We start from the raw sequence: 18,773 nt of genomic DNA on the forward strand, positions 1-18,773 counted from the left end.
TCAGGCCTCCTGCTTGCGCAGGATCAGATGGGCGATGAGCAGCAGCGCCGGCCAGAAGGCCGCGGTGCTGAGGATGAACGGCAGCAGCTCCATGAAGCCGAGCCCCTTGGTGAAGGCGCCGACGCTGACGCGCATGAAATAGGTGGTGGGAAAGAAGGTGCCCACCACCCAGGCCGCCCCTTCCAGCGACGCCACCGGCTGCAGCAGCCCGGAAAACTGGGTCGCCGGCATCATGGTGCCGATGGCGGTGCCGAACAGCGCCGCCACCTGGGTATTGGTCAAGGTGGAGGAAACCAGCCCCACCGCGGTGGTGGCGAGCACATACACCACTGCCCCCAGCATGAGCCCCAGGAACGAGCCCTTCAGCGGCACCCCGAACAGGAACAGGGCCAGCCCCACCATGACGAAGAAATTGAACACCGCCACCACCACGTACGGCGCCTGCTTGCCCAGCAGGAATTCCAGCTTGGTGACCGGCGTCACATAGAGATTGGTGATGGAGCCCAGCTCCTTCTCGGTCACCACGCCCAAAGCGGTGAGAATGGCGGGGATGAAGATGAGCATCAGCGCGATCACCGCCGGCACCATGGCCTCGACGCTACGGAACGACTGGTTGTAGCGGTAACGCATCTCCAGGCTGGCGGGCGCCGCCAGCGTTCCCCCCGCCGCCTCGGCCATCTGCTGCAGGAACAGGGTGTGCACCTGCTGCACATAGCCCTGGATGGTCTCGGCCCGGAACGGCATGGCGCCGTCGATGGTCACCAGAACCTCGGTGGGCCGGCCGGCGCGCAAATCGGCGGCAAAGCGCGGCGGCAGCTCGATGGCGAAGGCGATGGCGTTGGCCTTCAGCCGCCGGTCGAGGTCGGCCGGATCGGCCAGCGGCGCCTCGGCCACGAAATAGGTGGAGTGGGCGAAGCCGTCGATATAGGCGCGGCTCTCGGCGGTCTGGTCGCGGTCGAGCACGGCGAAGCGCAGCTTGTCCACGTCGAGGGTGATGCCGTAGCCGAAGATGACCATGAGCAGCGCGGTGCCGAGCAGCGCGAAGGCGAGCCGCACCGGGTCGCGCCGCAGCTCCAGCCCTTCGCGCCATGCATAGGCGCCGAGCCGCGACCAGGAGAAGGCCGCCGGCCGGCCCGCCGCCGGCGCGGGCGGCGGCAGGCGGGCATCGGTCCGCGCCTCCCGCCCGCCCATCTCCATGTAGGCGATGAAGGCCTCCTCCAGGGAGGCCGCCTTCTGCGCCGCCTTCAGCTCGTCCGGGGCGCCGGTGGCGATGACGCGGCCCGCATGCATGAAGGAGATGCGGTCACACCGTTCCGCCTCCCCCATGAAGTGGGTGGACACGAAGATGGTCACCCCCTCGGCACGGGACAGGCGCTGGAGATGGTCCCAGAAGCCGTCGCGGGCCACCGGGTCCACGCCGGAGGTGGGCTCGTCCAGGATCAGAATTTCCGGCTCGTGCAGGATGGCCACCGCCAGCGACAGCCGCTGGCGCACGCCCAGCGGCAGGCTGTCGGACAAGGTATCGAGATGGTCCGCCAGGTCGAAATCGGCGGTGACCTGGGCGATGCGCCCCGCCCCCGCCGTCCCCGCAAGATCGAACAGGCGGGCGTGCAGCTCCAGATTCTGCCGCACCGTCAGCTCGCCATAGAGCGAAAACGCCTGCGACATGTAGCCAACCCGCCGCCGCGCCTCGATGTCGGTGGGGTCCACCGGCGCGCCGAACAGCAGCGCCTCGCCCTCGCTGGCCGGCAGCAGGCCGGTGAGCATCTTCATGGTGGTGGACTTGCCGCAGCCGTTGGAGCCGAGGAAACCGAAGATCTCGCCCCGGCGGATCTTGAAGCTCACATGGTCCACCGCCACGAAATCCCCGAACCGGCGGGTGAGCCCGCGCGACTCGATGGCGACCGGCGCATCCGCCGGGATCGGCGCCGCCGTGCCCGCCCCGGCGCCATCGCCGCGCCGGCCCTCCGGCAGCAGCGAGATGAAGGCCCGCTCCAGATTGGGCTGGCCGGTCGTCTCCAGCAGCGCGGCGGGGCTGTCGTCGGCCAGAATGCGGCCGTCGTCCACCATCACCACCCGCCCGAAGCGGGCGGCTTCCTCCATGTCGGAGGTGGCCACCAGCAGGGTGAGGCGGGGCCGGTCGGCGCGGATGGTTTCCACGAAATCCCAGAACTGCCGGCGCGACAGCGGATCGACGCCGGTGGTGGGCTCGTCCAGCACCAGCAGGTCGGGATCGTGCACCAGCGCGCAGCACAGGCCCAGCTTCTGTTTCATGCCCCCGGAGAGCTTGCGCATGAGGCGGCCGGAAAACGGCGCAAGGCCGGTGGCCGCCAGCAGCGGCGCCACCCGCGCGCCATTGGCATCGGCACTCTCGCCGAACAGGCGGGCGAAGAAGGCGATGTTCTCCGCCACCGTGAGATTGGGATAAAGATTGCGCCCCAACCCCTGGGGCATGAAGGCGATGCGCGGCTGGACCTGATCGCGCGACCGGCGCAGGGCCAGGTCTGCCCCCAGCACCTCCACCCGGCCCTCCTGAATGCGCTTGGCGCCGGTGATGAGGCCGAGCAGCGTGGACTTGCCCACCCCGTCCGGTCCCACCAGCGCCACCGACGCCCCTTCGGCGATCTTAAGGTCGATGCCGTCCACCGCCAGGGTCTCGCCGTAACGATGATGGATGCCGGCAAGGCGCACCGCCGCCGCCCCGGCGCCCGCCCGGCCGTCGGCGGCCGGCTGGGCGGCAGCTGGGGCGGCCTGAGCCGCGCTCACGCGCCGCTCCCCAGGCACTGGCGCCACCGGATCACCTCGCAGCTCCCGGCGCCGCCGCACCGCCGGCAGCCTCGCGCACCAGATCGGACTCGAGCCAGACCGGCCATGGGGCCTTGGGGTCGAGGCGCACATAGCCGACCCCGGTGACGCCGGTCTTGGCCTGCGCGATGTACTTTTCCACCAGCGCCTGGGGAATGCGGAGCTTCACGCGGAACATCATGCGGTCGCGCTCGTTCTGGGTCTCCACCTGCTTCGGGGTGAACTGCGCCCGCGCCGACACGAACGACACGTTGGCCGGCACCGCCCGGTCGGGCAGCGGCTCCAGCAGCAGCCGCGCCTCGGCGCCCAGGGCGAGGCGCCCGGCATCGGCGGCGGGCAGGAAGACCGTCATGTACACATTGGACAGATCGAGCAGGGTGAGAACCTTGCCGCCGGCCGCCAGCACTTCGCCGGGCTCGGCGAGCCGATACAGCACGCGCCCGGCCTTGGGTGCCAGCAGCGTTCCGTCCGCGACCAGCCGGGTCAGGCGCTCCACCTCCGCCTCGGCGGCGCGGATGGCCGATTCGCTGGCGGCAAGGCTGCTCTCCGCCGCCGCCAGGGCGGCCTGCGCGGTCAGCTTGGTGGTTCGGTATTGATCCACCTTCTGCTCGGTGGCGAAGCCCTTTTCCACCAGCGTGGTCTGGCGATCCAGCTCCTTGACGGCGAGATCGAGTTCGCCCTTGCGCTGCTCCACCACATGAGTGGCCTGATCGCGCGACTTGATGGCCTGCATCTCCTGGGCCTCAGCGGTGCGCAGCGAGGCGCGGGTCTCATCCACGTCCATGTGCGCCACCACCTGGCCCTGGGTGACGAAATCGCCCTCCTCCACCAGCACGTCCACCAGCCGGCCCGCGGCCTTGGTGGCGACATCCACCTCGGTGGCCTCGATCCGCCCGTTGCCGGAGGCGAACCCCGGAGGCAGGGCGCGCGCCCGCGCGGCAAGGTAATAGGCGCCGAGCCCCCCGACCGCGACCAGGGCGAGAAGCAGGACAGCGACCGTCAGGGTTCGCTTCATGGACGACAAGCCTCCAGATGGGCTGTGCCAGCATGGCATCCCGGCTGTGCCGACACGTCTCCGGCGCCACGTGGGACGGGCTCCCCTTCTTCCCATATTTGCCCGGGGTGCCGCAATGCGGCACGACCAGCCTTGCCCACCGGCAGCCACGCACCACCGGCGGACGCGCCATGGCCGGCGCACGAGACCGCCGCCGCCGCGTCCGCCCCCCTGTCTGTTGGATCTGTGAGAGAGTGATGGAGGGGAAGGGAGCCCGTCCCCCCGGGGGGTGCAGCCCGTGCGGGAGCAAGGGTCCCTTCCGTTGTCGCTGAACCCTGAACAGTTGCTTGGGACTGCGATCCCGCACGACATGGGCCGGAGCCATCACCACGCCACAGCCCGTCGTCGGCTGCGATCTGTCGCGCCGTCCGCGACCTCTGCGCCCTGCCGTCCGGCCGGACCCAGAGAATCCCCAATACGTCCGATGCCATCGCCGCCTGGGCCGCCGCGATCGAGGCGGATGCCCTCGTCGTGTTCGAGGCCACCAGCGGCTGCGACGGTGAGCTCATCGCCGCCCTCGCCGAACGCGGCCAGCCCTTCTGCCGCGTCAATCCCCGCCAGGCCCGCGAGTTCGCCCGGGCCACCGGCCCTCGCCAAGACCGACCGGCTCGATGCCCGCGCGCTCGCCCAGATGGGCCGCACCCTCAGCCTGCCGGTCACCGTCCCCGTCAGCGCCGCCCGCTACGACAAGACCGCCGACAGCTACCTCGGCTTCGGCCTCATCGCCGCCGTCCGTCTATGGATGCGCGAATTCGTCAACAGGACCTAAAGACCATCCTCATCGCCGTCGCACGCCAACTCCTGGTCATCCTCAACGCCATGATCCGAAAAGCAGAACCCATCGCGATCCCTCGAACAACACTGTTGCCCCGAGGCCGGAGCGGCATGATCGGCCCCGCTGGTCCCGACGCCCCCACCAGCCAGACACACGCTCCGGCACCCGGAGCGGCAGCGCCGGACACGAGACGGAGAAAGCTCGTGGACGGGCGCACGAAGACGCTTGAACGGCACGCTGCGGTCCGCTAGAAGCGCCCGATCCACTCATAGTGCCCTGCAACGGGCACACCTCTGCGGAGAGGTGGCAGAGTGGTCGAATGCACCGCACTCGAAATGCGGCATGGGCGCAAGTCCATCGGGGGTTCGAATCCCTCCCTCTCCGCCAGCCGCTTCACTTAATGTATTGATTTTCAATCAGAAAATCGCGCTCCGTTATCGGTCATCCCCCAGGATATCCCCCAATGCCGTGAAGAAGGCCCCGGCATCAGTCGGAACAATTTGGGCCCTCGATAGGGTGAGAATCAGTCCGGTAGCTCAGGGCTGTGCGGAGCAAGGTCGTTCACCCGCCGATCCCGAAGCTCAGACGCGCCCTTCATGGGGCAACCGTCCGGCATCAGGTGAATAGCGTGGGGCGCGCATTGCCGGTACCGCCGCGTCAATCGCCCTGACAGCCAATGGTGGGGACACCGAGCCGCATCGCTGTTCGTGACCTGAGACAGCAAGGCCGCGTCTGACTGGTGGCTCTTGTCGGTTCCGACACGCACATGCACCCTTCGGTATGGCGTCGGCTCACACGATTGCATCTGCCTCGCAAAAATGTCGTCGCAGTCCAATTCCCGACATGTGGCAAGGCTTGGCAGGAAGGTCAAAATATCGCCTGAGGGACAATAGACGGCCTGACGGCGTTTCCATTTTGAGTGTCGCTACGATCGCCCCACGCCACACTGACCACGGAAACACTCCACTCCCGATTGAGCTTGAGCTATGTTGCGTGCCTCGACCTATGGGGGGGAATCATGGCTGACACACCAGTTGTTCATATCGGAGAGAACTCACCCAAACAGGTGGCCTTTAAACTGCTTGGGTTGGTTGCCCAACTCGATGGGAAGAAGATCATCGGCGTGCACGGCGCTGGGGAGCCGCCGACGCGCGAATGGCTTCTCGACACCTATGCCGAGTGCATCGAAGCCGTTCGCGGACACCGTAGCGTCAAGAAAAAAACGTGAGGTAGATGGCGGCGCGCGCGACGACCTCTTCGGGCGTGCCGCCCGTCTCTGCCGCGAGCGTCAGGCGGGCGAGCTTTAGTTCATCATGGGTCACGTTCGTTCTCCTCTGCATGATGGCCTGGGCCTTTCGCCTATGCCATTGCTGGTGATACCGTCCCCGTTCAACCTGTGGGGGATCAAATGCGGGTATGTTTCACGGCCACCCTGTTAGGTATTTTCATCAGTTGTATTTCGTCTGCGCTTACCCGCGCGCAGGCCACCTTCCCGGACGGCGACCCTATGGCGAAATGCAAAGGGGCCGATCTGAGTGATCCCACAGACGCGGTATGCGGCCGGAAAGAGGCTAGCATTAGCAACAGAGTTGCATATGAATACATAGCTAAAATGGATAAGAAATCCAGATTTGATGCGGAACTATACTATTTTATGAAAAACGTACAATGCTCTGCTAGGGCCATATGGAACGATTATGGCGGGAACTCTGGTTCAAGTAAGGCGTTTTTTGATATTTCACAAAATCAGTGTTCAACGGAATTTCTTCGATACGTCAGATTGTGCACATTTAATAATGTTGGCTACACGGAAACAAACGTCGATAAACACGAAAAAGAATTTCAAATTTGTTATGATGCCAGCCTTCAAGCATCATGGGAAACATCAACAGGTCGGGTCTCTATGTTGCGTGACCCAAATGATTTTCGGCCATGGTACCTTAACTTGATGCGTGGCGCCGGACGCCCACGCGACTGATCCGCGTAGTATCAACCACTCAACAATTAGCCCCTGATAGCCATGGCCCTCCGCAAATGCCGCGAATGCGGCAACGATGTCAGCACCAGCGCGAAGACATGCCCGAAGTGCGGGGTCTCTGACCCGGCCAAGTCACGCGCCTCGCTGACCATCATGAAGATCATGCCCTTCGTGATCGCCGCAGCCATCGTCTATGGGCTCCGGCAATCCCGCGACGACACCGCAGCCCCGCCTCCAGTGACCCAGGAAGCTCCCAAGCAGGAGTTGGACCTGACAAAGCCGCTGTTCACAGCCCAATATGCAGCACTGTGCCCCAAGGCGCTGCTGACTACCGTATATCCCGACAAGATCATGGGCATTTTCACATCGATCTTCACCCGAGAGGCGAAGCTGAAGGAATACGGGTGCATCGAGGACTTGCCCGGAAAGCAAGTCTATGTCCACGACACGTTCGCCCACTATCTCATCGTGGACTATTGCAAGCCGGACGCTTGCTCGCCGCGCTTCTTTACCATGAAGGCGCACCTGACGAATTGAGGTTTCGCCTCACCCCACATTCGCCCCCGTCGTCACAACGCCCGTCTCCAGGTTGCTCGGCGCGCTCGTGGCCGGCACCGGCTGCTTCGTCCCGCCATTGGTCGTTCCTGAATTCCAGGTTGGATCGCCCTGGCGGGGGGCCGAAAGGTTCGCACCAAGTACGCACCCCCAACGCGCGGAAGCAGGGTGCGAACTCGAAGCTCCAATACGATCCCCACGTTGGGCGGTTGAGGCTTTGAAAACGTCCGCCCCATTGACCTGGAAAGGCCCCCTCGCGCTCAGGCCCCCCACCACTGCCTCGCATAACGGCCTCCTGAAATTCAGCGGCGAATCAAAGCCCGGCCCGCAATCGGCCACGCCTTTTCTTCATTCGGTAGTGAACTGATTGCAGCGCCATGCCCAGTGTGCGGGCCATCTCCGGCGCGCGGGCTCCCGCATCCATCATGTCGCAAAAAAGGGCTTCGCCTGCGGGTGTCAGCTTCCGGCCTTTGCCAGTGCCCACGAATAAGGTGAGGGACGCCGCGCGGGCCTGCCAATCCACCGGCGGCACCACCGCATCGGCTGCCAGAGGCTGAGGCAAGGTCCCCCAATGGGCATGGCCGCCATTCGCTGCCAGATGCCGCACGGCCTCATCGCCAGATGTCTGCGCCTTCAGGACGGGAGAAACCGGAGTTTTCCGGAGCACCTGCGCTTCGACCGCCGCGATGCGGGCGCTCATCGCGGCCATTTCATCTCGCCATGTGGCCCCCGGCTCATCATCGGCAAGGAAGGCTTGCAATTTCGCCGTGAAGGACGGATCGGCCCGCATTAGCGCGGCGGCTTTCAGCAGCACCGGGCGGCTATCTGTCGGCACGCGGGCATTGGCCTGCATCAACTTCATTGCGCGACCTCCGGCTATCGTTTGCTATCACGCGTGATCCGTTCCGCTTCCCAGCACCGCGCGTGCAGGGTGCGCCCGCCTGCATCACGTACACACACACGCCAGTCGGTGGCGCCGCACACAGCGCAAGTCGCGGGATGGGTCGGCAGCCCCAAGCCCCGCGCAAGGTGGATCACCACCGCCCCGGTGGGCGTGTTTGCGGCTGGTTGCGACCCCGATTCTCGCGATTTCTGCGATTCCAGGGGGGCTGGCGGGGCGACAATCGCAGGAATCGCGGAAATCGCGGGGGCTTCATCCCTGAGAATGTCCGCAAGCGCGGCCTGCGCATCAAACAACATGGGGTGCCCTCACAACCCGATAGGCTTCCTTTCGCGCGGTGCCCCGAACAACCGTGCCCGCCTCCAACGGCACCAGCCATCCCGCTTTCACCAATGCAGCTAAGGGCATGTTCAGCCTTGCCCGCTCCCGCAAAGCGTTCGGCCCCTTGTTCAGAATTTCGGTCGGAGTGACATCGTCATGGGGCCAGCTCTCGCGCAGCCAAGCCAAAAGCCGCTCACCTCTTGCCGTTTCCTCCGACACAGCACCGATTTCCGCCAGTCGGCTGGCTTCCTCCAAATAGAATTGGGCGAGCGTCACACCCTGGGCCATCGTCTCGGCCGAAACCTCCCGCGCGTTCAAATCCGCCCACAAGGTCAGCACTCCGGCAATCCGGGCGGCCTGTTCGGCTGATTTCGACGCATACGAGCGCACGTGCTCCAATGCCCTGCCGCCTTGTTGGGCTTTCTCGGCCACCTCGTAAAAGCGCCAAAGCAATTCCTTCGCACCCTTCGACAAAGCGAGTCGCGCGGGAGCGAGCTCGTGCGGGTTCTCACCGGTGGGCAGCGGGGTTTGCAGAATCGTGCGAAGATGATCGGTGAACGCGGAAAGGGCTCCTTCACTCGAAGGCATGTGCCCGCGTCGCAGCCGCGTGCCAATGGCGGACGGCGGCTCGGTGACCAGGAACCGCGCGAGGAAGCCTTGCCCGCTCGCCTGCGGGTCAGCCATCAGTGGGCGGGCGACAATGGGCTGGGCCATGAGATGGCTGGCCAGCCGGCGCCCGCGCAGGGTCGCAACGCCATCTCCGGCGCGGGTCCGGTTGATCGAGGCACCATCCCAGAGCTTGGACAGCCCCGCCATCGTCTTTAGACGGTTGTCGGCATTCATGGCGTGCCCACCGGTGAAGCCCCCGCCCTCATCGTTGAACAGGCCAAGCGAGGGCCGCCCGGCCTGAAACAGCTTGATTGTGCCTTCAAAGGTCGGTTCTTGAATGATCACCGTAGGCAGAACCGGCGCGGTGGGCTCCGGCCCCATGGCGTGCAGATCGGCTTCCGCCACCTTCGCCCGACCCATGTCCTTGCCGGCAATGTCGACCATCAGCCGTTTGCGCCTGGCCTCCCACACCTCCTTTGCCGTGAGCCATTCGGCATAGGCGGGCCCGTAAGCCCTTTCGAGGTCGCGCTCGTACTCATGTGCTCCGCGCATCAAGAGGCGATCGCAGGTTGATTTGCGTTCGCCGCTTTCGGCAATGGTCAGGCAAAACAGCGAACAGGGCGCATCGCCGCCCAGCGTCTCGACATCCGCAAAGCCCTGCACGGCCAGACTCGCCACCGCCAAGGCCGATTGCGCTGCGATGGCAATGGGTGCCTGCGACATGTCATGGGCAGCAACGGCGGCCTCTTGCAGGGGGCCAAGCGCCTCGGTGGGATAGGGCGCGCCAGCAGGAATGTCCCGCACCAGCGGCTGCGGCCCTTCCGCCTGGAAGGGGATCGGCACAGGCGCACTCAACATGCCTTGCCTCCCCGTTTCGTGGCAGCCAGAATCAGAACATCGTTCCAGTCCCGGCCTTCTGGTGCCGGAAGCAGCTCAGGGATGGACCCTCGCTTTATGCGGCCTATTTGCCTGGGACCACGGCTCCCCCGCCTACGCGGGGATGGACCCCCGACCGGGGACTATGACCCGGCCCGGGCTAGGTGTTTAGTCCTCGGCGTAGCGTTCCTCGGCCCAGGGGTCGCCGCGCATGTGGTAGCCGCGCCGCTCCCAGAAGCCGGCCTTGTCGGCGGTGAGCAGCTCGATCTTGCGCAGCCATTTGGCGCTCTTCCAGAAATAAAGGTGCGGCACCACCAGGCGCGCCGGCCCGCCATGGTCGCGGGTCAGCGGCCGCCCCTCCCAGGAATGGGCGACGAGGGCCTCGGCATCGGCGAAATCCTCCAGCAGCAGGTTGGTGGTGTAGCCGTCGTGGCTGCGCAGCATCACCGCGCGGGCGTCGGGCGTGGGGCGCACGAGGTCGAGCAGGGCGCGGGTGGCGACGCCGTCCCAGGCATTGTCGTAGCGCGACCATGTGGTGACGCAATGGATGTCGCTGACGCGGCGGGTCTGCGGCAGCGCCGCGAAGGCGCTCCAGTCCCAGGACACCGGGTTCTCCACCGCTCCGGTGACGTCCAGCCGGAAGGCGGATCGCGGAACCTCGGGCTGCTCGCCGAGATCAAGCACCGGCCAGTCGCGCACCAGATGCTGGCCCGGGGGCAGACGGTCATGGTCGGTCCGGACCGGGCGGCCGGTGAGGAAGCGCCGTTCCTCGGCCCAGCGGGTTTTGGTGGCGGTCAGCTTGCTGGCGGCGGGGCCGGTTGCCGGCGGGAGGGGGCTTTCGCCAGCGGCGCGGCCGGGTTGGTCTACGGGAGGTTCGCTCATCGGGGCAGGTCCGGGGCGGGAGGGGCTCTCATCATGCCACGGCGCGGGCGCCGCCTCACCCCGTCAGCGATCACGTGCGAGCGAGGTCCGCTCGGCCCGCAGGGCCGTCCATGCGGGGCGGCGGGCCGCTGTCGCTTGCCCTCGACCGTCCGGTGTGGGACAGGCAGGCCAGATCCGGCCTGCCGGCCGGAACGCCCCTTCGACCCGGACAAGTGTTATGAGCGTGGCGGACTCCCAGCCCCATCCCCAACCGCCGCCCGAGGCGCCGGCCCCCTCGGTGGATCTTGTCGCCGGCCTGCGCGCCCGCCTGCCGGGCCTGCGTGGCCGGCTGGAGGCCAACGCGCCGCTGGCCGAGCTGACCTGGTTCCGCGTCGGCGGTCCGGCCGAGGCGCTGTTCCTGCCCGCCGATGCGGACGACCTCGCCGCGATGCTGGCGGCCACGCCGGCGGAGGTGCCCGTGACCGTCATCGGCCTTGGTTCCAACCTGATCGTGCGCGATGGCGGCGTGCCGGGGCTGGTGGTCCGCCTGGGCCGGGGCTTCACCGAAATCGTGGTGGAGGGGGAGTGCATCGCCGCCGGCGCCGGCGTGCCGGACGTGAAGGTGGCGCGCGCCGCCGCCGAGGCGGGGCTTGAGGGCTTCGCCTTCCTGCGCGGTGTGCCGGGCGCCATCGGCGGCGCCCTGCGCATGAATGCGGGCGCCTATGGCGGCGAGGTCAAGGACGTGCTCGTGTCCGCGGAGGCGGTGACCCGCGCCGGCGCGAGGGTGACGCTCTCCGCCGCCGACATGGGCTTCACCTATCGCCACTGCGCGGCGCCGCGCGACCTGGTCTTCACCCGGGCGCTGTTCCAGGGGCGGCCCGGGGACCGGGCCGAGATCGCCGCGCAGATGGCGCGGATCACCGAAAGCCGCGAGGCGAGCCAGCCCATCAAGAGCCGCACCGGCGGGTCCACCTTCAAGAACCCGCCCGGTGCCAGCGCCTGGCGGCTGGTGGACGCGGCCGGCTGCCGGGGCCTCACCCTTGGGCGGGCCCAGGTGTCGGAGCTGCACACCAACTTCCTGGTCAACCTGGGCGGGGCCACCGCCGCCGAGATCGAGGCGCTGGGGGAAGAGGTGCGTCGGCGGGTGCGGGAGCATTCGGGCGTGGAGCTCGAATGGGAGATCAAGCGGATCGGCATCCCGGGCGCGTCCTGAGGCGCCACCGGTGGCGGGCGTCACCCCGCCCCGGGGAGGGGGCCCGGCGCACGGCACCCCCGCCCCGGGCGGCGCCCCGGGCGCCCGGCGTGCTCAGCGCGCCACCTGCAACGTCAACTGCCCGCTCAGGGCCGCCGGGCGGCCCTGGACGATGACGCCATACCAGCCGAGCCCGCGATAGGTTTCGTAGCCCGGCGTCAGGGCGAAGGCCACCATGGCGCCCTGCGGGTCGATGTAGTGGCCGCTGTCGCCATGCGCCTTCAAGGGAAACACTTCGGAGAGAAGGCCCTTGTTGTCGGAGGCGGCGATGACCCGGTGCCGGGAATCCAGCAGCAGGCAACGGGTGCGGGCCTGCTCGTCGGCGCTGCGCCGTCCGCCGTTGACCACCGCGGCGGCCTGGGGCCGCCAGTCGAAGAAGATGCCCAGGGCGCCCAGCGGCCGGCCCCCGGCCTCGCCGCCGGCCCGCACCGCGGTGGCGTAGATGGCCGCCTGGGCGCGGTCGAGCGCCGGCACGGTCTGCACGTCGCCCACGGTGAAGTCGTCGCCGCTGCGGGTCGCCATGGCGGCGCGAAACCACTCGGTCTGCGAGACATCGGTTCCGACGACGGAGCGGTATTGCGATGGCCGGCCATTGGCCACCACCCGCCCGTTGGCATCGACGATCCACAGGTCGAGATAGACCGTGTAGCTCTGCAGGATCACCCCCAGCCGGTCGCTGGCGTGGCGGGCGGTGTCCGGGCCGGGCGCTTCCAGGCAGTCCACCACGGCCGAGTCGGTGGCCCACCAGCGCACGTCGCAGGAGCGCTCGTAAAGGTTGCGGTCGATGATCTCGATCATGTTCAGCGCCTGATCGGCCAGACGCTGCCCCCGGACCTGCTCGGCCATGCGGCGTCCGATGTCGGTGAGCTCGACGATGGAGCGGGCGAGATCGGAGGAGAGGGCGCCGGAGATGTCCTGGATCCGCTTCGAGACCGCCTTGACCTCGTTGGCGACCACGGAAAAGCCGAGGCCGGCATCGCCCGCGCGGGCCGCCTCGATCAGGGCGTTGAGCGCGAGGATCTGGGTTTCGCGCGTGACGCCGTTTATTTGAGCGATCTTCTGATCGGCAATGGCGCCGATATGTTCCGACAGCATCACAATCCGTTCCGGTTCAGCGGTCATGTGACTACCTCCTGATGGATGCTACCGGAATACCCCGCAAGATGCGTGCCAAGTATGCAGCGGGACCGGCGGCAGGCTTTCGCCTAAGGACGAATCGCTTTCCGCCTCGTCTTCGCGACAATGGCGGGCGGTGAGTCGCGGCCGCCCCGGCGGCAGCAAGTCCTTGGGATTCAAAGGGGCCGCGGCGGGCCCTCTCCCGGCGGCGGGGCGCCGGCGTGGCCGCCTGTGGCGGTGTTGCGGGCGCCGGGTGTCCCCGGCCCGGCCGTTGCCGGCGACGGCCCGCGTCGCGGGCATGTGCCGAAAGAATCAGCACCGTCTTTAGCGAATTGCACACTGGCGCCGGTTTTCACTGCGGGCGTCGCGCATGCGCGCTGGCAAACCGCTTTTTCCGATGCGCTCCGCGGCCTCAGGCGCGGGGTTTCAGGAGCAATGGGCAATCATGGCGAAACATGTGGCGGTGCTGATGGGCGGATGGTCGTCCGAGCGGGAAGTCTCGCTGAACTCCGGTGCCGCCTGCGCCGCGGCGCTGGAGGGAGCGGGCTATCGCGTGACCCGGGTGGACGTGGGGCGTGACGTGGGCGAGGTGCTGGCGCGCCTGAAGCCCGATGCGGCGCTGAACGTGCTGCACGGCCATCCCGGCGAGGACGGCACCATCCAGGGGGTGCTGGAGATCCTGCGCATTCCCTATTCGCACTCCGGGGTGCTCGCCTCGGCCCTGGCCATGGACAAGGCCCAGGCGCGCATCACGCTGGCGGCGGCCGGCGTGCCGGTGGCGACGGGGCGGGTGGTGAGCCGGGCGGAAGCCGCGCGCGGCCATGTGCTGGAGCCCCCCTATGTGCTGAAGCCGGTGGCCGAGGGCTCCAGCGTCGGCGTGTTCATCGTGCGCGAGGGCCAGGCCCATCCGCCCCAGGAACTGCACCGGGACGACTGGTCGTTCGGTGAAATCCTGTTGGCGGAGGCGTTTATTCCGGGCCTGGAACTGACCTGCGGGGTGATGGGCGACACCGCCCTCGGGGTCATCGAAATCGAGGCCACGCAACCTTTTTACGACTATGAAAGCAAGTATGCACCGGGTGGCTCGCGGCACATTCTTCCGGCTCGCATTTTACCTGAAGTTTACGAGCAGGTGCGGATGTTAAGCCTAACGGCGCACCGAGCTCTCGGCTGCCGGGGGGTGTCTCGCGCGGACTTCCGATACGACGCGTCCAGGGGGGGGACCTCCGGTCTCGTCTGCCTGGAGGTCAATACCCAGCCCGGCATGACCGCGACCTCGCTGGTGCCCGACATGGCAGCCCACGCGGGCATCTCATTCGGCGAGCTTGTGACATGGATGGTGGAGGACGCGTCCCTGGATCGGTAAGGGCGGTGAGGCCCGAGGGGCCGCAGGCCGCGCCCGTGCCGCCCGGCCGCCATAAGCGCCTGCCGCTGGAGCCGCGGCCGGCCAGCCGCATGGCGCTGCTGCTGCGCCGCTTCCGGGTGCGGCTGGCGGGGTCGCGGCTCGGCCGGCGCGGCGCCAGCCTGCTGACGGTGGCGGTGATCGGCGGCTTTTCCGCCTACGGCATCGTCCTCGGCGGCCATGTGCAGGAGGCGCGGGAGGTGGGCATGGACCTGGCCGACGCCGCCGCCAACGTGGCCGGCTTCAAGATCCGCGAGGTCAATCTTTCCGGGCACAACCATGTGACGCCGCAGGAGATCCTCCAGGCGGCGGGGATCAAGGGCTCGACCTCCATCCTGTTCGTCAACGCCGACGACATGCGCGAGAAGCTGGAGGCGCTGCCCTGGATCCAGGCGGCGAGCGTGCGCAAGCAGTTTCCCGACCGCATCGACATCTCGGTGACCGAGCGCGAGGCGTTCTCGCTCTGGCAGATCAACGGCGAGATCAAGGTGATCGCCCGCGACGGCACCCCCATCGCCCCCTATTCGGACGACCCGCGCTATGTGGACCTGCCGATCGTGGTCGGCGAGGGCGCCAACAAGCGGGTCGGCGAGATCGTGGATGCCCTCGCCCGCCTGCCGAGCCTGAAGGACCAGGTGCGCGCCGCCATCCTGGTGGCCGAGCGGCGCTGGACCCTGAAGACCCGCAACGGCATCGACGTCCGCCTGCCGGAGGTGGGCATGGACGGCGCCTTGATGCAGCTCGTGGCCCTGGACCGGGACAAGAAGCTGCTCACCCGTGACATCACCATCGTCGACCTGCGCCTGCCCGATCGGGTGGCGGTGCGCCTGTCGGATGCCGCCGCCGCCGCCCGCGAGGAGACGCTGAAGGCGAAGGCCAAGGCCAAGAAGGGAGGCCCCGCATGAGGTCCCGGCTCGCCCAGGGGTTCGCGCCCAAGATGCGCCCGCTGCCCGCGAAGAAGAGCGGTATCGTCGGTGTGCTCGACATCGGCACCAGCAAGGTGGTGTGCGCCATTGCCAAGCTGAAGCCCCGTGGCGCCTCCGACGTGCTGCGCCGGCGGACCCATTCCATCGACGTGCTCGGCATCGGCCACACCCGCGCCTATGGCATCAAGGGCGGCGCGGTGGTGGACATGGCGAAGGCCGAGCTTGCCATTCGCCAGGCGGTGGACATGGCCGAGCGCGCCTCCGGCGTGCAGATCGCCTCGGTGGTGGTGGGGGTGTCGGGCGGCCGGCTCGCCTCCCAACACTATGAGGCGGCGGTGCGCCTCACCGCCCCGTCGGTGGAGGAGTTCGACATCCGCCGCGTGCTGGAGGCCGCCTCCACCTATGCGGTGGGCGACGGCCGCGCCGTCATGCATGCGCTGCCGGTGGGCTATTCCCTGGACGGGCGCTCGGGCATCGGCGAGCCGTGCGGCATGCTGGGCCAGGAGCTCGGCGCCGACATGCATGTCATCACCGCCGACCTGACCGCCCTCAAGAACTTGGTGCTGTGCGTGGAGCGCTGCCACCTCTCCATCGAGGCGATGGTGGCGGCGCCCTATGCGGCGGCGCTGTCCTCGCTCACCGACGACGAGATGGAGCTGGGCGTCACCCTCATCGACATGGGGGCGGGCACCACCACCTTCGCCATCGTCGACGGCGGGCACTGCGTCTATGTGGACGGGGTGGCCCTGGGCGGCCACCACATCACCAACGATGTCGCCCGCGGCCTGCCGGCCCGGCTGGCCGATGCCGAGCGCATGAAGGCGCTGCATGGGGCGGTGGTGGCGGTGTCGTCCGACGAGCACGACATGCTCACCGTGCCGCCCTTGTCCGGCGACCAGCGCGATCAGCCGCAGATGGTGCCCAAGTCCCGTCTGGTCACCATCGTGCGTCCTCGGGCAGAAGAGATCGTGGAGCTGATTCGCGATCGGCTGAAGTCCTCGGGGCATGCCGGGGACGCGGGCCGGCGCATCGTGCTCACCGGCGGCGCCGCCCAATTGCAGGGGCTGGCGGACCTGGTGGCGCGGGTCATAGGTCCCCAGGTGCGCATCGGCCGGCCGTTAGGAGTTTCGCGCCTGCCGGAGGCGGCGCGCGGCGCTGCGTTCGCGGTCACCGCGGGCCTGCTGGTGTACCCGCAAGCCGCTGGCCTTGAACACTTTGAGCCCCGCCGCCGGCAGGCGGCAGGGGCCGAGCCACAGGGATATTTCGGCCGCGTCGGACGCTGGCTGAAGGACAGCTTTTAGACATGGTTAACCAAATCGGCAGTAACACAGTGGTCGACGGATTCTTCGAGAGGCGGACTGAGCCGAGCGGGTTCGACGGAGCGAAAACATGACGATCAACCTTCAGATGCCCGACATTCGTGAGCTCCGTCCCCGGATCACGGTGTTCGGTGTGGGCGGCGCGGGTGGCAACGCCGTCAACAACATGATTGCCTCGGGCCTCAACGGGGTCGAGTTCGTGGTCGCCAACACCGACGCCCAGGCCCTGGCGCTGACCAAGGCCGAGCGCGTGGTGCAGATGGGCGTTGCGGTGACCGAGGGCCTGGGCGCCGGCTCCCAGCCGGAGGTGGGCCGCGCCGCCGCCGAGGAAGTCATCGACGAGATCCGCGATCACCTGTCCGGCTCGCACATGGTGTTCATCACCGCCGGCATGGGTGGCGGCACCGGCACCGGCGCCGCCTCCGTGGTGGCCCGCGCCGCCCGCGAGCTCGGCATCCTCACCGTGGGCGTGGTGACCAAGCCGTTCCACTTCGAGGGCCTGCGCCGCATGCGCGTGGCCGAGCACGGCATCACCGAGCTGCAGAAAAGCGTCGACACCCTCATCGTCATCCCGAACCAGAACCTGTTCCGGGTGGCCAACGAGAAGACCACCTTCGCCGACGCGTTCGCGATGGCCGACCAGGTGCTGTATTCGGGCGTCGCCTGCATCACCGACCTGATGGTGAAGGAAGGCCTCATCAACCTCGACTTCGCCGACGTGCGCGCCGTGATGCGCGACATGGGCAAGGCCATGATGGGCACCGGCGAGGCCTCCGGTGAGAAGCGCGCGTTGCAGGCCGCCGAGGCCGCCATCGCCAACCCGCTGCTCGACGAGACCTCCATGCAGGGGGCCCGCGGCCTGCTGATCTCGATCACCGGTGGCAAGGACATGACCTTGTTCGAGGTGGACGAGGCGGCGACCCGCATCCGCGAGGAAGTGGACCCCGACGCCAACATCATCCTCGGCGCCACTTTCGACGAGATGCTGGATGGCATCATCCGCGTGTCCGTGGTGGCCACCGGCATCGACCCGGCCTCTATTCCCGACCAGATCCAGCCGCCGGCCGACCTCCAGGGCCGCAAGATGTCCAACGCCGGCCGCGTGGCGGTGGAAGCTGCCCGCGACGCGCAGATCCGCTCGGCGGTCGCCTCCATCTCTGCCGAGGACCTGATCGGCCTCGAGGATTTCGCCACCAGCGCCGGCATCGGCCAGCACGCCGCGGCGCCGCTGCACGAGCAGGCGGTGGCCATCGACGAGGTGACCATCCGCGCCAGCCAGCCCAAGCCGTCCTTCTTCTCCGAGCCGGAGCCGGCCCCCGCCCCGGCGCCGATGCCGGAGGAGGACGAGTTCGCTCCCTATATCCCGCCGCAGAGCCAGCGCCCGCGCGGCCCGCGCATGCCGCGGGTGGACGAGCTGCCGCTGCCGGCCCAGAACCAGATCCGCGCCCAGCGCGGCGAGCCGCCGGTGGAGCAGGCCCAGCCCGACAAGAAGCGCATGACCCTGCTGCAGCGCCTCGCTCATGTGGGACGCCGCGAGGAGGTCGAGCCTGAGCCCGCGCCGCGCCGCGACCAGCCGAGCATGCGCGCCCCCGAGCGCCGCCCGCAGGACCCGCGCTACGCCGATCAGCGCTACCAGGAGCAGCGTCCGCAGGACCAGCGCCCGGTGGTGGGCGGCTATCCCGGCGAGGCGGTGTCCGAGTTCGCCAAGCGGCCGCAGACCCGCCCGGTGATGGAGGTTCCCTCCCGTCCCGCGCCGCAGCGCGGCGAGGAGGATGACCACCTGGACATTCCCGCCTTCCTCCGGCGCCAGGCCAACTGAGGCTGTCGGCCGGCGCCCCGCGCCGGCCTTCGCCCCGCTTCGGGGCGGTCCAGCCGCCAGATCCAAGAGCACCCCCGGCGCCGGCCCAACGCCGGGGCCGGGGGCGCGAGTCGGCGGCGCGGCCTTCTTCCAGAATGTAACAATCGCCGTGGAGCCGACCCGAGTGGCCGGCTTCAAGCTTTTGTTAAATATGAATGATTCCAG

Annotated in this window: 14 protein-coding genes and 1 tRNA gene; 9 read left to right on the top strand and 6 right to left on the bottom strand. The window is 68.0% G+C overall.

Annotated elements, in window-relative coordinates:
* Both rbbA and V5F53_RS19410 read right to left on the bottom strand, forming a co-directional pair.
* Nucleotides 1-2,766, bottom strand: a complete 2,766-nt coding sequence (rbbA, locus tag V5F53_RS19405) for a ribosome-associated ATPase/putative transporter RbbA (protein WP_393997498.1) — start codon at nt 2,764-2,766, stop codon at nt 1-3.
* Nucleotides 2,767-2,797: 31 nt separating this feature from the next.
* The gene (locus V5F53_RS19410; protein WP_393997497.1) at nt 2,798-3,820 is read right to left on the bottom strand and encodes an HlyD family secretion protein; all 1,023 of its coding nucleotides are present in this window, start codon (nt 3,818-3,820) and stop codon (nt 2,798-2,800) included.
* Nucleotides 3,821-4,358: 538 nt separating this feature from the next.
* Here V5F53_RS19410 and V5F53_RS19415 point away from each other — a divergent pair.
* The 4 genes from V5F53_RS19415 (at nt 4,359) to V5F53_RS19430 (ending at nt 7,149) form a co-directional block, all read left to right on the top strand.
* Nucleotides 4,359-4,628, top strand: coding sequence for a hypothetical protein (locus tag V5F53_RS19415; RefSeq protein WP_393997496.1), 270 nt, complete (start codon nt 4,359-4,361; stop codon nt 4,626-4,628).
* A gap of 303 nt (nt 4,629-4,931) precedes the next feature.
* Nucleotides 4,932-5,021, top strand: a tRNA-Ser gene (locus V5F53_RS19420).
* 631 nt (nt 5,022-5,652) lie between these two features.
* Complete coding sequence (locus V5F53_RS19425) at nt 5,653-5,862, top strand: hypothetical protein (protein WP_393997495.1); 210 nt, start codon at nt 5,653-5,655, stop codon at nt 5,860-5,862.
* 792 nt (nt 5,863-6,654) lie between these two features.
* Nucleotides 6,655-7,149, top strand: a complete 495-nt coding sequence (locus V5F53_RS19430; RefSeq protein ID WP_393997494.1) for a zinc ribbon domain-containing protein — start codon at nt 6,655-6,657, stop codon at nt 7,147-7,149.
* 331 nt (nt 7,150-7,480) lie between these two features.
* Here the strand turns inward: V5F53_RS19430 and V5F53_RS19435 are convergent, their stop codons facing one another.
* The 3 genes from V5F53_RS19435 to V5F53_RS19445 all read right to left on the bottom strand — a co-directional run bounded on the left by V5F53_RS19435 (nt 7,481) and on the right by V5F53_RS19445 (nt 10,756).
* Nucleotides 7,481-8,029 carry a hypothetical protein gene (locus V5F53_RS19435; protein ID WP_393997493.1) on the bottom strand — a complete coding sequence of 183 codons (549 nt, stop codon included), beginning with the start codon at nt 8,027-8,029 and terminating at the stop codon, nt 7,481-7,483.
* A 327-nt stretch (nt 8,030-8,356) separates the two neighbouring features.
* The gene (locus tag V5F53_RS19440; RefSeq protein WP_393997492.1) at nt 8,357-9,856 is read right to left on the bottom strand and encodes a YfjI family protein; all 1,500 of its coding nucleotides are present in this window, start codon (nt 9,854-9,856) and stop codon (nt 8,357-8,359) included.
* Nucleotides 9,857-10,042: 186 nt separating this feature from the next.
* Nucleotides 10,043-10,756, bottom strand: a complete 714-nt coding sequence (locus tag V5F53_RS19445; RefSeq protein ID WP_393997491.1) for a sulfite oxidase-like oxidoreductase — start codon at nt 10,754-10,756, stop codon at nt 10,043-10,045.
* A gap of 217 nt (nt 10,757-10,973) precedes the next feature.
* Here V5F53_RS19445 and murB point away from each other — a divergent pair, with 217 nt between their 5' ends.
* A complete protein-coding gene (gene murB / locus V5F53_RS19450; RefSeq protein ID WP_393997490.1) occupies nt 10,974-11,948 on the top strand; it encodes a UDP-N-acetylmuramate dehydrogenase in 975 nt (324 codons plus the stop codon).
* Nucleotides 11,949-12,041: 93 nt separating this feature from the next.
* Here murB and V5F53_RS19455 read toward each other — a convergent pair whose 3' ends face one another.
* Nucleotides 12,042-13,109 carry a methyl-accepting chemotaxis protein gene (locus tag V5F53_RS19455; RefSeq protein WP_393997489.1) on the bottom strand — a complete coding sequence of 356 codons (1,068 nt, stop codon included), beginning with the start codon at nt 13,107-13,109 and terminating at the stop codon, nt 12,042-12,044.
* A 439-nt stretch (nt 13,110-13,548) separates the two neighbouring features.
* On the opposite strand from V5F53_RS19455, the gene V5F53_RS19460 reads away from it, so the two are divergent.
* The 4 genes from V5F53_RS19460 to ftsZ all read left to right on the top strand — a co-directional run bounded on the left by V5F53_RS19460 (nt 13,549) and on the right by ftsZ (nt 18,569).
* Nucleotides 13,549-14,469, top strand: coding sequence for a D-alanine--D-alanine ligase (locus tag V5F53_RS19460; RefSeq protein ID WP_393997488.1), 921 nt, complete (start codon nt 13,549-13,551; stop codon nt 14,467-14,469).
* Nucleotides 14,470-14,504: 35 nt separating this feature from the next.
* Nucleotides 14,505-15,410, top strand: a complete 906-nt coding sequence (locus V5F53_RS19465) for a cell division protein FtsQ/DivIB (protein ID WP_509212637.1) — start codon at nt 14,505-14,507, stop codon at nt 15,408-15,410.
* Complete coding sequence (gene ftsA / locus V5F53_RS19470; RefSeq protein ID WP_393997486.1) at nt 15,407-16,732, top strand: cell division protein FtsA; 1,326 nt, start codon at nt 15,407-15,409, stop codon at nt 16,730-16,732. Before V5F53_RS19465 ends, ftsA begins: the two co-directional genes overlap by 4 nt.
* 88 nt (nt 16,733-16,820) lie before the next feature.
* A complete protein-coding gene (gene ftsZ, locus V5F53_RS19475) occupies nt 16,821-18,569 on the top strand; it encodes a cell division protein FtsZ (RefSeq protein ID WP_393997485.1) in 1,749 nt (582 codons plus the stop codon).
* Nucleotides 18,570-18,773 lie beyond the last annotated feature (204 nt).

It is taken from the genome of Xanthobacter cornucopiae, assembly GCF_043195065.2.
In the GTDB taxonomy this organism is placed as follows: Bacteria; Pseudomonadota; Alphaproteobacteria; order Rhizobiales; family Xanthobacteraceae; genus Xanthobacter.